The sequence below is a fragment of the Kitasatospora purpeofusca genome (assembly GCF_036010405.1).
Lineage (GTDB): Bacteria > Actinomycetota > Actinomycetes > Streptomycetales > Streptomycetaceae > Kitasatospora > Kitasatospora purpeofusca.
This window is the reverse complement of record NZ_CP108561.1, coordinates 3,448,788-3,463,988: the sequence shown is the minus strand read 5'-3', so window position 1 is coordinate 3,463,988 and position 15,201 is coordinate 3,448,788. Positions and strand designations below refer to the sequence as shown.

General features: G+C 71.2%; 11 protein-coding genes. 8 read left to right on the top strand and 3 right to left on the bottom strand.

The window, feature by feature from the left end; all coding sequences use genetic code 11:
- Positions 1 to 103: 103 nt before the first annotated feature.
- A complete protein-coding gene (aceE, locus tag OG715_RS15050; RefSeq protein WP_045938524.1) occupies positions 104 to 2,854 on the bottom strand; it encodes a pyruvate dehydrogenase (acetyl-transferring), homodimeric type in 2,751 nt (916 codons plus the stop codon).
- A 516-nt stretch (positions 2,855 to 3,370) separates the two neighbouring features.
- Here aceE and OG715_RS15045 point away from each other — a divergent pair.
- From OG715_RS15045 to OG715_RS15025, 5 genes are all read left to right on the top strand, one after another.
- Positions 3,371 to 3,808: a DUF3052 domain-containing protein gene (locus OG715_RS15045; protein WP_030395852.1), complete on the top strand. Its 438-nt coding sequence runs from the start codon at positions 3,371 to 3,373 to the stop codon at positions 3,806 to 3,808.
- 320 nt (positions 3,809 to 4,128) lie between these two features.
- Positions 4,129 to 4,587: a peroxiredoxin gene (locus OG715_RS15040; RefSeq protein ID WP_266269268.1), complete on the top strand. Its 459-nt coding sequence runs from the start codon at positions 4,129 to 4,131 to the stop codon at positions 4,585 to 4,587.
- A gap of 205 nt (positions 4,588 to 4,792) precedes the next feature.
- Positions 4,793 to 5,368: a TerD family protein gene (locus OG715_RS15035; RefSeq protein WP_030395854.1), complete on the top strand. Its 576-nt coding sequence runs from the start codon at positions 4,793 to 4,795 to the stop codon at positions 5,366 to 5,368.
- A 252-nt stretch (positions 5,369 to 5,620) separates the two neighbouring features.
- The gene (locus tag OG715_RS15030; RefSeq protein ID WP_030395855.1) at positions 5,621 to 6,196 is read left to right on the top strand and encodes a TerD family protein; all 576 of its coding nucleotides are present in this window, start codon (positions 5,621 to 5,623) and stop codon (positions 6,194 to 6,196) included.
- A gap of 108 nt (positions 6,197 to 6,304) precedes the next feature.
- Entirely contained in the window at positions 6,305 to 7,411 is a 1,107-nt protein-coding gene (locus OG715_RS15025) for a DUF475 domain-containing protein (RefSeq protein ID WP_266269267.1), read from the top strand.
- A gap of 122 nt (positions 7,412 to 7,533) precedes the next feature.
- On the opposite strand, the gene OG715_RS15020 is transcribed toward OG715_RS15025, so the two are convergent.
- A complete protein-coding gene (locus tag OG715_RS15020) occupies positions 7,534 to 8,661 on the bottom strand; it encodes a DUF2637 domain-containing protein (RefSeq protein ID WP_266269266.1) in 1,128 nt (375 codons plus the stop codon).
- A 412-nt stretch (positions 8,662 to 9,073) separates the two neighbouring features.
- Between OG715_RS15020 and OG715_RS15015 the strand changes: the two genes are divergently transcribed.
- Entirely contained in the window at positions 9,074 to 9,802 is a 729-nt protein-coding gene (locus tag OG715_RS15015; RefSeq protein ID WP_266269265.1) for a Tellurium resistance, read from the top strand.
- 46 nt (positions 9,803 to 9,848) lie between these two features.
- Here the strand turns inward: OG715_RS15015 and OG715_RS15010 are convergent, their stop codons facing one another.
- Positions 9,849 to 10,916: a TerD family protein gene (locus OG715_RS15010; protein ID WP_266269264.1), complete on the bottom strand. Its 1,068-nt coding sequence runs from the start codon at positions 10,914 to 10,916 to the stop codon at positions 9,849 to 9,851.
- Between the two features lie 331 nt (positions 10,917 to 11,247).
- On the opposite strand from OG715_RS15010, the gene OG715_RS15005 reads away from it, so the two are divergent.
- Positions 11,248 to 12,507 carry an HpcH/HpaI aldolase/citrate lyase family protein gene (locus OG715_RS15005; protein ID WP_266269263.1) on the top strand — a complete coding sequence of 420 codons (1,260 nt, stop codon included), beginning with the start codon at positions 11,248 to 11,250 and terminating at the stop codon, positions 12,505 to 12,507.
- Between the two features lie 239 nt (positions 12,508 to 12,746).
- Positions 12,747 to 15,200 (top strand): phosphoribosyltransferase, encoded by a 2,454-nt coding sequence (locus OG715_RS15000; protein ID WP_266271677.1) that lies wholly within the window; start codon positions 12,747 to 12,749, stop codon positions 15,198 to 15,200.
- The last annotated feature ends 1 nt before the right edge of the window (position 15,201 follow it).

Here is a 15,201-nt window from a genome sequence, read left to right as displayed (position 1 = left end):
GCGGCCGGAACCGGTCCTGAGCACAGCCCCGGGGGAAACGGCGAGGGGCCGGTCCTCCCGCACACGGCGGGGGGACCGGCCCCTCAGGGGATCAGCGCTGCGCTCAGGCCTCGCCGCCCGCGGCGCCCGGGTCGGCCGCCGCCACGTCGAGCAGCTGGTAGCGGTCGATCGCGTCCTTCAGCGCGCTGCGGTCGATCTTGCCCTGCTTGGCGAGCTCGGTGAGCACGCTCAGCACGACCGACTGCGCGTCGATGTGGAAGAAGCGACGGGCCGCACCGCGGGTGTCGGCGAAGCCGAAGCCGTCGGCACCCAGCGACTGGTACTGGCCCGGCACCCAGCGGGAGATCTGGTCCGGCACCGCGCGCATCCAGTCGGACACGGCGACGAACGGGCCCTCGGCGCCCTGGAGCTTGCTGGTCACGTACGGGACGCGCTGCTGCTCCTCGGGGTGCAGCAGGTTGAACTCCTCGGCCTCCACCGCGTCGCGGCGCAGCTCGTTCCAGGAGGTCGCGGACCAGACGTCGGCCTTGACGTTCCACTCCTCGGCCAGGATCCGCTGGGCCTCCAGGGCCCACGGCACGGCCACGCCGGAGGCGAGGATCTGGGCCGGGATCTGGCCGGCGGTGCCGGGGGCGTACCGGTGCAGACCCTTGAGGATGCCCTCGACGTCCACGTTCTCCGGCTCGGCCGGCATCTTGATCGGCTCGTTGTAGACGGTCATGTAGTAGAACACGTCCTCGCCGTGCGGGTGCTCGGCGCTGGAGCCGTACATCCGGCGCAGACCGTCCTGCACGATGTGCGCGATCTCGAAGCCGTACGCCGGGTCGTACGCGACGACGCCGGGGTTGGTCGAGGCCAGCAGGTGCGAGTGGCCGTCGGCGTGCTGCAGGCCCTCGCCGGTCAGCGTGGTGCGGCCGGCGGTGGCGCCGATCACGAAGCCGCGGGCCAGCTGGTCGGCCATCTGCCAGAACTGGTCACCGGTGCGCTGGAACCCGAACATCGAGTAGAAGACGTAGACCGGGATCAGCGGCTCGCCGTGGGTGGCGTAGGACGAGCCGGCGGCGATCAGCGAGGCGGTACAACCCGCCTCGGAGATGCCGTCGTGCAGCATCTGGCCGGTCGGCGACTCCTTGTAGGCCAGCAGCAGGTCGCGGTCGACCGACTCGTAGGTCTGGCCCAGCGGGTTGTAGATCTTCGCCGACGGGAACAGCGAGTCCATGCCGAAGGTGCGGTACTCGTCGGGCGCGATCGGCACGAAGCGGTTGCCGATGCCCTTGTCCCGCATGAGGTCCTTGAGCACCCGGACGAACGCCATGGTGGTGGCGATGGTCTGGTTGCCGGAGCCCTTCTTGACCGCCTTGTACGCGTCGTCGCCCGGGAGCTCCAGCTGCCTCGGCCGCACCTTGCGGGTCGGCACGTAGCCGCCCAGCTCCTTGCGGCGGTCGTGCATGTACTGGATCTCCTCCGAGTCCTTGCCCGGGTGGTAGTAGGGCGGGTAGCCCTCGTCCAGCTGCTTGTCCGTGATCGGCAGGTGCAGCCGGTCGCGGAAGCGCTTGAGGTCCTCGACCGTCAGCTTCTTCATCTGGTGGGTCGCGTTGCGGCCCTCGAAGTTGGGGCCGAGGGTCCAGCCCTTGACGGTCTGGGCGAGGATGACCGTCGGCTGGCCCTTGTGCTCGCGGGCCGCCTTGTACGCCGCGTAGACCTTGGCGTGGTCGTGGCCGCCGCGACCCAGGTGCTGGATCTGCTGGTCGGTCATGTTCTCGACCATCTTGCGCAGCCGCAGGTCGCCGCCGAAGAAGTTGTCCCGGATGTACGCGCCGGACTCGGTGGCGTAGGTCTGGAACTGGCCGTCCACCGTGGTGTTCAGCTTGTTCACCAGGACGCCGTCGCGGTCCTGGGCGAGCAGCGGGTCCCAGCTGCGGTCCCAGACCAGCTTGATGACGTTCCAGCCGGCGCCGCGGAACTGCGACTCCAGCTCCTGGATGATCTTGCCGTTGCCGCGGACCGGGCCGTCGAGGCGCTGCAGGTTGCAGTTGACCACGAAGGTGAGGTTGTCCAGGCCCTCGCGGGCGGCCAGGGACAGCTGGCCGAGCGACTCGGGCTCGTCCATCTCGCCGTCGCCGAGGAAGGCGTAGACGTGCGAGTCGGAGGTGTCCTTGATGCCCCGGTGCTCCAGGTAGCGGTTCATCCGCGCCTGGTAGATCGCGCCGAGCGGGCCGAGGCCCATCGAGACGGTCGGGAACTCCCAGAAGTCCGGCATCAGCCGCGGGTGCGGGTAGCTGGAGAGGCCGTAGGGGGCCTTCGACTTCTCCTGGCGGAAGGCGTCGAGCTGCTGCTCGGTGAGCCGGTCCAGCAGGAACGCGCGGGCGTAGATGCCGGGGGAGGCGTGACCCTGGAAGAAGATCTGGTCGCCGGACTCGCCCTCGGCGTCCTTGCCCCGGAAGAAGTAGTTGAAGCCGACGTCGTAGAGCGACGCGGAGGAGGCGAAGGTGGCGATGTGCCCACCCACGCCGATGCCGGGGCGCTGCGCCCGGGAGACCATCACCGCGGCGTTCCAGCGGGTCGCGTTGAGGATCTTGCGCTCGATCTCCTCGTTACCGGGGAAGAACGGCTCGTCCTTGGTGGCGATGGTGTTGACGTAGTCCGTGCTGCGCATCTCGGGCACGGCGACACGCTTCTCGCGGGCGCGCTCGATCAGCCGCAGCATCAGGTAACGGGCACGCTCGCGCCCCCGCTCGTCGATGGCCGCATCGAGCGACTCCAGCCATTCCGCGGTCTCCTCGGGATCGAAGTCCGGGACCTGACTCGGAAGGCCGCCAATGATGATCGGGTTGCGATCGGATCCGGAAGCCACGCTGTTCCTTCACTGTCGGTCGAAACTGAGGTGTGTCGCGCCGCCTCCATCGTGCTACCGCGCTCGGAGATCCGTCATCTCTACCGATCGGTAACCGTTCCGCCCAACAGAAGGAACGGTCTGGCGATGTGCGGTTCGGACAGCGTCGTCCGTGCCGCACACCTCCGGGTGTTACGAACAGAGGTGGTCCGACCTGGTTTCCCGCCCGTCCGATGGCGGACGGCCGGGGTGAGGGCCAACAGGAGACTCTACGCCCGCGCACGCGCGGACCCGAATGCTGTTCGCATCTCGGGCGTGCGTACGGCCTGTGGACCGGGACCTCCCGAAGCATCCTTGTCTTGTGCAGAGAAGGGCAAATCGGTGTGATTCCCGACACGTCGCCCGGCGTGTTCCCGTGCGACACGTCAACCTTTGGAGGGGATCGGGGGTCGGGTACTTGCGCGAACCGCCGCGCCCGTGTGGACTACGGCCACAGCCTCGGCATGGACGCCGGGCCGAATACTGGAGGTTATTCCCGTGAGCGCGACCGCGGACCCCGCGGACAAGTCCAACCCGGCAGCCCGTCTCGGCTTCGACGAGGGCCAGATCATCCAGGAGCTGGGGTACGACGAAGACAGTGACCAGGACCTCCGCGAGGGCATCGAGGAGATCACCGGGACCGATCTTGTCGACGAGGACTACGACGACGTCGCAGACGCCGTCCTGCTGTGGCACCGCGACGACGACGGAGACCTCACCGACTCCCTCGTCGACGCCCTGGAATACCTGGCGGAGGGCGGCCTGATCTGGCTGCTGACGCCCAAGACCGGCCGTGACGGCCACATCGAGGCCTCGGACATCGCCGATGCCGCGAAGACCGCGGGTCTCTCCCAGACCAGCTCGATCGCGATCGCCAAGGACTGGGCCGCGACCCGCCTGGCGACCAAGTCGACGGCCAAGCCGGCCAAGCGCTGAGTCCTGCCAGAAGGCCCCACCGGGCCCCGCCGGAGTCTCCCTCCGGCGGGGCCCGGTCGGTTTTCCCCGGACGGCCGACCGGAAGGCGGTCCGGAGGGCGTCGCGACCGGGAGGGCCGTCCGGAGGGCGCGCCGTGACCCGGACGGCCGTCCGACGGGTGCCGCAACCCGGACGGCCGAACCGTTCGCCCAGGGCGAAAGCGGTGGCCCCGGACGGCGCAGCCCTCACCCGTCCGGCTCAACCGGCCTCGGCGAATGCGAGGATGGCGCTCGCCGCGTCACCCGCGCGGCCCAGTCGCGTCGAGTGGGAAAGGTCACCGCATGGCCATCGAGATCGGCACCGAGGCTCCGGACTTCGAGCTCAAGAACCAGCACGGCGAGCTGGTCAGGCTCTCCGACTTCCGGGGTGACAAGAACGTCGTCGTGGTCTTCTACCCGTTCGCGTTCACCGGTGTCTGCACCGGTGAGGTCTGCGCGATCCAGAAGGAGCTGCCGCGCCTGCAGAACGACGAGGTCCAGGTGCTTGGTGTCTCCAACGACTCGCCGTTCAGCCAGCGGATCTTCGCCGAGCAGGAGGGCCTGGACTTCCCGCTGCTCTCCGACTTCTGGCCGCACGGCGAGGTCTCCCGCGCCTACGGCGTCTTCGACGGGACGAAGGGCTGCGCCGTCCGCGGCACCTTCGTGATCGACAAGGCCGGCGTGGTCCGCTGGAGCGTCGTGAACGGCCTGCCGGACGCCCGTGACGAGCAGGAGTACCTGACCGCCCTCGGCGCGCTCTGAGCCGTCCGGGGCACCCGTCCGGCGCGCTTCCCGGCCTGGTCCGGGGCGTCGCGGGCACCGGGTCCACGCGGTTCCCCGGCGCGGACGGGAACCCCGCACTACGATCGGTCCGTTGGCTGGTCAGAGGCTCGGGGCGGTTCGCCGCCGGAGCTTCGGACCGCACCACGGGGGCACCGAGGAGTGCCTCCCGAATCTTGGAGGACAAGTGGGTGTCAGCCTGAGCAAGGGCGGCAATGTCTCGCTCACCAAGGAGGCCCCGGGCCTGACCGCCGTACTGGTCGGCCTCGGCTGGGACGTCCGTACCACCACGGGCACGGATTTCGACCTGGACGCCAGCGCTCTGCTCTGCAACGACCAGGGCAAGGTCGGCGCGGACGGCAACTTCGTCTTCTTCAACAACCTGAAGAGCCCCGACGGCTCGGTCGAGCACACCGGTGACAACCTCACCGGTGAGGGCGAGGGCGACGACGAGGCGATCAAGGTCAACCTGGCGACCGTGCCGGCCGACGTGCAGAAGATCGTCTTCCCGGTGTCGATCTACGATGCCGAGAACCGCTCGCAGAACTTCGGCCAGGTCCGCAACGCGTTCATCCGCGTGGTGAACCAGGCGGACAACAAGGAGCTGGCCCGGTACGACCTCACCGAGGACGCCTCCACCGAGACGGCCATGGTCTTCGGCGAGCTGTACCGCAACGGCGCCGAGTGGAAGTTCCGCGCGATCGGCCAGGGCTACGCCTCCGGCCTGCGCGGCATCGCCCAGGACTTCGGCGTCAACGTCTGAGTCGGGGCAGGGCCGGTGACGGCCCGGTGGTGAAGCACGGCCGGGGCGGCCGCGGACGCGAGAGCGTCGGCGGCCGCCCCGGCCGTTCGCCTTGTGTCGGCGCGGGGTTTGCCGTGCCCGGGCTACGACCTGCTCGGCCGCACTGGAAGGATGGGAGTTCAGGAAAGTTCAGCCGGCCCGGAGGGGCCGGCCGGGGTCGCGGGGGAATAGACCTGGAATGCGCCCCGGGAGGCAAGGGAGGAAGGACCGCCAATGAGTGTCACGCTCGCCAAGGGTGGCAATGTCTCGCTCACCAAGGCCGCGCCGAATCTGACGCAGGTGCAGATCGGTCTCGGCTGGGACGCCCGGTCGACGACCGGCGCGCCCTTCGATCTGGACGCGAGCGCGCTGCTGTGCTCCAGCGGCCGGGTGCTGGGCGACGAGTACTTCGTCTTCTACAACAACCTCAAGAGCCCCGAGGGCTCGGTCGAGCACACCGGCGACAACCTCACCGGTGACGGCGACGGGGACGACGAGGTCGTCCTGGTCAACCTGGACCTGGTGCCGCCGCAGGTCGACAAGGTGGTCTTCCCGGTGTCGATCTACGACGCCGAGAACCGGGGGCAGAACTTCGGCCAGGTCCGCAACGCCTACATCCGGGTGGTCAACTCGGTGGACGGTCAGGAGATCGCCCGCTACGACCTCACCGAGGACGCGTCCAGCGAGACCGCGATGATCTTCGGCGAGCTGTACCGGTACGCCGGTGAGTGGAAGTTCCGCGCGGTGGGCCAGGGTTATGCCTCGGGCCTGCGGGGCATTGCCCTCGATTTCGGCGTAAACGTACAGTAAAGGCCCTCATCGCTGTGATCGTTCCGTTCGGCGCCCCGGCGCGTCCGGACGCATCCCGGCGAACGTCGACCTCGTCGACGCCATGAACCCGAAAGGTAACCAAGTCCCGTGTTCCTCCGCACATTCGGCTGGTCATTCGCGATCACCATTCTCGGGCTGATCGCCGCCGGCCTGCTCTGGGGAGCCGAGGGATTCGGCATCGTGCTGATCCTCTCCATCCTGGAGATCTCCCTCTCGTTCGACAACGCGGTGGTCAACGCCACGGTGTTGAAGCGGATGAACCCGTACTGGCAGAAGATCTTCCTCACCGTCGGCGTGCTGATCGCCGTCTTCGGTATGCGGCTGATCTTCCCGCTGCTGGTCGTCGGCCTCACCGCGCACCTCAACCCGGCCACGGTCGTCGACCTCGCGCTGCACAGCGACAAGACCTACGAGGGCCTCACCTACGGCCAGTACCTGGAAGCGGCCAACCCGGCCATCGCGGCCTTCGGCGGCGTCTTCCTGCTGATGATCTTCCTCGACTTCATCTTCGAGGAGAAGGACTACAACTGGCTGGCCTGGATCGAGCGCCCGCTGGAGAAGGTCGGCAAGCTGGAGGCCTTCTCCACCGTCGTCGCCCTGGTCACCCTGCTGCTGGCGGCCAACTTCTTCGCCGCCGACCACGCCGAGACGGTCCTGCTCGCCGGTGTGCTCGGCCTCGTCACCTACCTCTCGGTGAACGGCCTCTCCTCGGTCTTCGAGGCGGGCCTGGAGGAGGAGGCCGAGAAGGAGGAGGCGCAGGAGAAGACCGGCAAGTCCATCGTGCAGGTGGGCGGCAAGGCCGCGTTCTTCCTCTTCATGTACCTGGAGGTGCTGGACGCCTCGTTCTCCTTCGACGGCGTCGTCGGCGCGTTCGCGATCTCCAGTGACATCTTCCAGATCACCCTGGGCCTCGGCATCGGCGCGATGTACATCCGCTCGCTGACCGTCTTCCTGGTCCGCAAGGGCACCCTGGACGACTACGTCTACCTGGAGCACGGCGCGCACTACGCGATCGGCGCGCTCGCGGTGATCCTGCTGGTCGGCATCGAGTACCACATCCCGGAGATCGTCACCGGCCTGATCGGTGTCGCCTTCATCGGCCTCGCGCTCGGCTCCTCGGTCCTGCGCAACCGCCGGGAGGGCGCCGACGGCGGGGGCGACGGGGACCGGGAACTGGTGGGCAGCGACAGCTAGCGCCCGTCCCCCGGATCCCCGCCGGTCCTCCGGATCCTCTCCGGTCTCCCGGTGAACGCCGAACGGCCGTTCCTCCCGAGTGGGGAACGGCCGTTCGGCGTTCTGCGTGCGGGTGCCGCTGCTCAGCCGAGCTGCTGCTCGATGGCGCGCAGCTTGCGCTCCAGGGAGTCGAGCTTGGGCATCGACAGGGTGTCGTCGTCCGGCGTCAGGTCGACCGTCGAGCGGTAGGCGGACGACGAGGAGGCCGAGGCCGAGCTCGACGACGAGGTCGAGGAGGAGGACTCGGAGCCGCGCGAGCGGCGGGTCTCCAGGGTGCCCAGCGGGGCGGAGTCCAGCAGCGAGCCGGAGGTGCGGGAGGAGAAGGCGTCCACCTCAACGGCTAGGGCAGGCTCCGAAGCGCTCGGGCCGTCTCCGGCAGCGGCGAGGGCGGGCACCTGGCGGCCGGCGCGGTTGCGGGACAGCACACCACCGGACTGACGGGAGATCGCCTTCAGCTCGGCCCGCTCGCGGCGGTCGGCGCTGCGGGCACGCACCTTGGCGTCCAGCTTCGCCTGACGCTCCTCGCGCACCTCGTCGACGGCCTCGTCCAGGCTGCGGACGTTCTCCAGCAGCATCAGCGACCAGGCGGCGTAGGTCTCGCGGGGCGCGCGCAGCCAGCGGACGATGCGGATCTGCGGCAGCGGGCGCGGGACGAGGCCCTGCTCGCGCAGCGCGGCCTTGCGGGTCTGCTTCAGCGCGCGGTCGAACAGGATCGCGGCCGAGATCGACATGCCGGAGAAGAACTCGGGGGCGCCGTCGTGGGACATGCCGCGCGGGGCGTGCACCCAGTTGAACCAGGCCGAGGCGACCGCGAACACCCAGACCAGCAGGCGGGAGCCGAGCGCCGCGTCACCGTGGCTGGCCTCGCGGACGGCGAGCACCGAGCAGAACATCGCGGCGCCGTCCAGGCCGAACGGGACCAGGTACTCCCAGCCGTTCGACAGGCCCAGGTTCTCCTTGCCGAAGCCGACCAGGCCGTGGAAGGAGAGCGCGGCCGCGACGCCGGCGCAGCAGAACAGCAGGACGTAGGAGGAGATCCCGTAGACCATCTCCTTGCGTCGGCGGCGCTCCTCGCTGCGCTCCCAGGAGTCGCTGGAATCGTCCTTCCGGTTGTTGTTCTTGAAGCGCAGCGTCGCCACCAGGATGGCGGTGAACAGCAGGGCTACACCGCCGATGACGGTCCAGACCAGCTGTATGGAGGTCAGGTTCATTGCGGGTCGGGCCTCGGGTTTCCGCAGGGGACAAAGGTCTCAAGTGCGACACGATGATCAGGATCCGTCCCCGGGACCGGGCCTGACGAAGCGTCGTCGTCGGACGGGTGATCCGACGCGCCCGGGCGGGCGGGCGGGACACCTGTGCGGCTAGACGATATCGCGTCCGAAGTGGCCGCATGGTACGGGAGGTGAGCTTCACCCCGCCAATCGACCCGCCGGTGTCCGTCCGGTGTCCGGCGGGCGGCGGCCGGAAGGGGACTTCGGGTACCCGCGGGCGGTGGCGGGAAGAGGACTCCGGGTACCCGCGGGCGGTGGCGGGTAGGGGAGTTCGGGTACCCGCGGGCGGGCTGATGCCCGATCATGGAGCGGCGGACCGTCAGAACGGCTGGCGCGGCTGGGGGAGGACGGCATGGCCTCGATTTGGGAGTACCTGCGCGGAGAGCGGAACGCCCTCGACACGGGCGGCCAGTTCAAGGTCACCCTGACCAAGTCCTCGCCGCACCACGCGATCACCGGTGCGGCGGCGACCACCGGCTACCTCTACGTCAATCTGCACTGGACCACCCGGATAGGAGCCCCGAGGGCGAGTGCCAGGGACTCCCTGCGGCGGGTGTTCACCCCGCGCATCCTCAGCCCGATGGAGCCGGACTCCAGCCAGAACGCCCAGGTCAACGTGGACCTCGACCTGGCCTGCATGTACGAGCTGAGCGACGGCAAGCGGGGTGTGGTGCAGCCGCTGGGCGGCTTCTTCGGCGACCTCCGGAACCCGCCGTACATCAAGCTCAGCGGCGACGACCAGTACGGGGCGCCCTCCGGCGAGACGATGTACGTCAACCTGGAGAAGAAGGACCAGTTCAAGCGGCTGTTGATCTTCGTGTACATCTACGACGGCACGCCGGCCTTCGAGCAGACCAACGCGGTGGTGACGATCGTGCCGCAGTCCGGGCCGCGGATCGAGGTCCATCTGGAGGAGCGGGCGTCGGCGGCCCGTTCCTGTGCGGTGGTGCTGATCGAGAACACCGGTGACAACACGCTCACGGTGCGGCGCGAGGTGCGGTACGTGAACGGGTTCCAGGCGGACATCGACCGGCTGTACGGCTTCGGGATGCAGTGGCAGCGCGGGTACAAGACGGAGTGAGGCCGGGGGGTCCGGCCCCTCGGGGCGGGTGGGCGAGCGGGCGGGCTCAGCGCGGCTGGAACTGCGGGCCCTGCGGGGGCAGCGCGAACTCCTCGGCGGGCGGGGCCGGCTGCTGCGGGACGGGCTGCTGGGCCTGCGGTGCGGTGTTCGGCGGCGGGTAGCCGTAGCCCGGCTGCTGCTGGGGCTGGTGCTGCTGGGGCTGCTGCTGCCGGGGAGGGTAGCCGTAGCCGGGTGCGGGCGCCGGGGGCTGCTGCTGGGGGTAGCCGTACCCCGGGCGCGGGGCGGGCGGCGGGTAGCCGTACCCGGGGCGTCCGGCCGGCGGCGCGGTCGGGGCGGGCGGGAGGTTCGGCGGCACCGTCGGCGGCTTGGGCGGCGGCGGGGGCATGTTGGCCGGGACACCGGTCGGTGCCTGCGGGGCGGAGGCCTGTGGCACGGACGACTGCGGGACGGCCGGGGCCAGGGTGAAGGTGCCCGGCTCGGGGCGGCCGGCCGGCCGGGGGTCGGGCAGGGCGGCCCGGGGGTCGCCCGCGGGCGGGCGGGCGGCGGTCCCGGCCTGGGTGTTGCCCTCGTCCTCGACGGTGATGCCGAAATCGGTGGCCAGTCCGATCAGCCCGGACGCGTAGCCCTGGCCGACCGCGCGGAACTTCCAGGCGCCGGCCCGGCGGTAGAGCTCGCCCGCGACCAGCGCGGTCACCTCGTCCCCGTCGGCCATCGCGAACTCGGCCAGCGCGGGCACGCCCTCCCCGGCCGCGGCGTCGAACAGCAGCAGGCGCAGCCCGCTCACCGTCCGGAACGTCCCGCCCTCGGAGGAGCCGGCCAGCACCACCCGGTCCACGTCGGCCGGCAGCTTGGCGAGCTCGGCCTCGACGGTGTCGGTGATCTCGCTGCCGTCGGCCGTCTGCTGCTTGGGCAGGTGGCGCACCAGGCCGGACGGGTGCCGGGGCTGGTTGTAGAAGACGAAGTCGGCGTCCGAGCGGACCTTGCCGGCCGGTCCGAGCAGCAGCGCGGAGGCGTCCACGTCCGGCGCACCGGGCGTGGCGCTCCAGCGCAGCACGGCGCGGACAGCCGCCACCGGCAGTGCGATGTTGGCGCCCTTGGCCATCACGTGCGTCATAGCCGACCATCCTGCCTGTTCGCCACCCCTTCGGACAACGTGACCGGAGGAGGCGTTGTGGTGGGACTTTGCCAACGCTTGCGCTTTGTGAAGTGGAAGGTAACCTTCCGAGAATTCGATGTTTCGGAAGCCTCCACGACCCGGCACCGTCCGTACGATGGGCGGGCGGGGGGCTCCTGGCCGGACAACGGTGACCGGACGGGGCCGGACCGGGAACCACCACGGCCGTCGAGCCGGTTGGACCGGGTGCTGGACCGGGTGTCGACACCGTCCCTCCCTGTCCTCCCCCGTCTCCGCCGGACCGGCGGCCGAACCTCCTGAGGAGAGCACCTTGCGCCACTTCGGCCACCTCGCGGACGACGTCCGCGACCGGCTCTTTCTCAGTGCTCCCGGGGAGTTCACCGCCGACAGCGCGGCGGCCGTGCTCGCCACCGCGCTGGGCGCCACGCTCTACAGCCCGGCCACCCGCCCCACCCTGCGCACGGACATCCGCAAGCAGGCCGCGCAGGGCGTGGTCTCGATGGTCCTCTGCCTGGAGGACGCCATCGCCGACCACGAGGTCCCGGACGCCGAGGCCAACCTGGTGGCCCGGCTCGGCGAGCTCTGGGCGGAGGTCACGGAGAGTGCCGGGTCCGGCGTCACGGAGGGTGTCGGGGCCGCTGTGACGGAGGGTGTCGGACCGGATGGAATCTCCACCGTTTGCGCACAGGATCTTCCCCTCCTCTTCGTCAGGGTGCGGACCCCCGCGCAGCTGACCGACCTCGCCGGCCGGCTCGGCCCCGCGATCGGACTGCTCACCGGCTTCGTCCTGCCGAAGTTCACCGAGGACACCGGCGGCGACTTCCTGGAGGCGCTCGCCGCCGCCGAGGCCGCCACCGGGCGCCGGCTGTTCGCGATGCCCGTGCTGGAGTCGCCCGAGCTCGCCCACCTGGAGACCCGCCGCGACCAGCTCTTCGGCATAGCCAGGCTGCTCGACAAGTACCGCGAGCGCGTCCTCGCCGTCCGCCTCGGCGTCACCGACCTCTGCTCCGCGTACGGACTGCGCCGCTCGCCCGACCTGACCGCGTACGACGTGGCGCTGGTCGCCTCGGTGATCGGCGACGTGGTGAACGTGCTCGGCCGCGCCGACGGCACCGGGTTCACCGTCACCGGCCCGGTCTGGGAGTACTTCCCGGTCCAGGAGCGGATGTTCAAGCCGCAGCTGCGCCGCACCCCGTTCGCGGAGGCCGAGCCCTCGCGCGAGGCCGTCCGCCGGCAGATCATCGAGCACGACCTGGACGGGCTCATCCGCGAGATAGAACTCGACCGCGCCAACGGCCTGTTGGGCAAGACCTGCATCCACCCCAGCCATGTGCCCGCCGTCCACGCGCTCTCCGTCGTCACGCACGAGGAGTACAGCGACGCCCATGACATCCTCCAGCAGGAGCGCGGCGGGGGCGGGGTGCTGCGCTCGGCGTACACCAACAAGATGAACGAGGCGAAGCCCCACCGGGCCTGGGCGGAGCGGGTGTTGCTGCGCGCCGAGGTGTTCGGGGTGGCCCGCGAGGACGTCAGCTTCGCGGAGCTGCTCTCGGCCTGCCTCTGCCGCTGAGCCGCCCGGCCGGCCCGGGGCCGGCCCGTCAGACCTTGCCCACCGCGGCACCATCGCACCGCACCGCACCGCACAGACAGAAGACAGGACCCGTAGTGACAGCAGCGCAGCAGGACCGGACCACTGGAGCCGACGGGACGGACAGGACCGACGGGACCGGCGGTTCCTTCGGGGTCGGCGGTTCCTTCGGGTCGAGCGCCGAGGGGCCTGCGGGAGCGGGGGAGTGGACCGGGCGCTGGGTGGCCGAGCGGGCGGGCGTCGTGCTGACCGGTTCCGAGCGCCTCCCCGAGCTGGTCGGCCTCGCCCTGCGGGAGAACCGCAAGCGGGCCCACCTGCTGGTCTCCACCGTGCTCGGCAAGCACGTCCCGCAGCGCCCCGCCGTGGTGCACGGCGCCGGCCTGGAGCTCGGCCGCCGGGTCCGCGACCTGCTGGCGCCGCTCCCCGGGGAGAGCGTCGACCGCGCCGTCGTGCTCGGCTACGCGGAGACCGCCACCGGCCTCGGTCACAGCGTCGCCGACGGCCTGGACGCCCCCTACCTGCACTCCACCCGCCGCCCGGTGCCCGGTCTCACCCCGGTCGGCGGCTTCGAGGAGGAGCACTCGCACGCCACCTCCCACCTGCTGCTGCCCGCGGACCCCGGGCTGCTCGCCGGTGACGGCCCGCTGGTCCTGGTGGACGACGAGTTCTCCACCGGCACCACCGTGCTCAACACCATCCGCGAACTGCACGCCAACCACCCGCGCGAGCACTACGTGGTGGTCGCGCTGGTCGACCTGCGAGGCCCGGCCGACCGGCGTCGGCTCGCCGACACCGCGGCCGAACTCGGCGTCCGGTTGGACCTGGTGGCGCTGGCCGACGGCGGCGTGGAACTGCCCGCCGACGTCCTGGACCGGGCCGAGCGGCTGATCGCCGAGGCCGGTCCCGCGCCCGAGCCGCCGGCCGCCCCGGCCGCCCCGCTGGTGCGGGTCGACCTGGACTGGCCGGCCGGACTGCCCGACGGCGGGCGGCACGGGTTCACCCGGGAGCACCGCGCGCTGCTGGAGGAGGCGCTGCCCGGTCTGGCCGAGCGGCTGGCGGCGGCGGTCGACCCCGAGGACAGTGACGGACAGGTACTGGTGCTCGGCTTCGAGGAGCTGATGTACGCGCCGCTGCGGCTCGCCGGCGCCCTCGCCGAGCGGCTGCCCGGCGGCACCGACCGCGTCCACTACTCCACCACCACCCGCTCGCCCGTCCTCGCCGTCGACGACCCCGGCTACGCCATCCGCACCCGGCTGGCCTTCCCCGCTCACGACGACCCGGCCGACGACTCCTCCCGCGAGCGCTACGCCTACAACGTCGCCCCCGGCACCGACCCGGCCCGCCGCTTCGGCACCGTGGTGCTGGTGGTCGACGACACCGCCGACACCCCCGCCCTGCACGAGGGCGGGCGCGCCCTGCTCGGCCAGCTGCGCCGGGTCACCGACCGGGTGGTGCTCGCCGTCCTGCCGTCCCACCGGCCGACCGCCCCCGCCGTCCCGGCGGCCCCGGCGCGTCCGCTGTACGGCCCCGAGTTCTCCTCCTACCGCGCCGACGAAGTGGCCTGGCTGCTCAAGGACCTCACCGGCGTCGACCTGGAGGCACCCACCGAGGAGCGCGAGGAGGCCGTGCAGAGCGGCGGCGCCCACTACGCCGAGTCGCTGCCGGTCGAGTACCAGCCGAGCCCCGAGTACCAGGAGCTGTTCCACCAGGCGCTGCGGGTCTCCGCCCGGCGGATCGCGCTCGCCGTCGGCACTGTCGCCGAGACCCTGCTGCGCGAGCGCGGCCCCGGCCTGGTGCTCGCCTCGCTGGCCCGCGCCGGGACGCCGGTCGGCATCCTGATCCGCCGCTGGCTCGCCGCCGGACACGGCGTCGACGCCCCGCACTACGCCGTCTCGATCGTCCGCGGCCGAGGCCTCGACCCGGCCGCCCTGCGCTACCTCGACGCCCACCACCGGGCCGCCGACGTGGTGTTCGTCGACGGCTGGACCGGCAAGGGCGCGATCACCCGCGAACTCGCCGAGGCCCTCGCCGGGACCGGCTTCGACCCCGACCTCGCCGTCCTCGCCGACCCCGGCCGCTGCGTGCGCACCTTCGGCACCCGGGACGACTTCCTGATCCCCTCCGCCTGCCTCAACTCGACCGTCTCCGGCCTGGTCTCGCGCACCGTGCTGCGCTCCGACCTGATCGGCCCCGACGACTTCCACGGCGCCAAGCACTACACCGAGCTGGCCGGCGCCGACGTCTCCGGCGCCTTCCTGGACACCGTCGCCGACCACTTCGACGACGTCCGGGCCGAGGCCCTCGCGGCGGCCGAGCGCTTCCTCGCCCCCGAGCACGCCGACGAGCGCGCCCCCGACTGGGCCGGCTGGGCCGCGGTCGAGCGGATCAGCGCCGAGTACGGCATCGACAGCGTCAACCTGGTCAAGCCCGGCGTCGGCGAGACCACCCGGGTCATGCTGCGCCGCGTGCCCTGGCGGGTGCTCGCCCGCCGCGGCGCCGGCGCCGACCTCGACCACGTCCGGCTGCTCGCCGCCCAGCGGGGAGTGCCGGTCGAGGAGGTGGACGACCTGCCGTACTCCTGCGTCGGACTCATCCACCCCCGCTACACCCGTGGGGCGACCGGCGCCTCCGGCACGGCCGTCCTCACCAAGGCCGTCATCACCAAGGAGTCCTGAG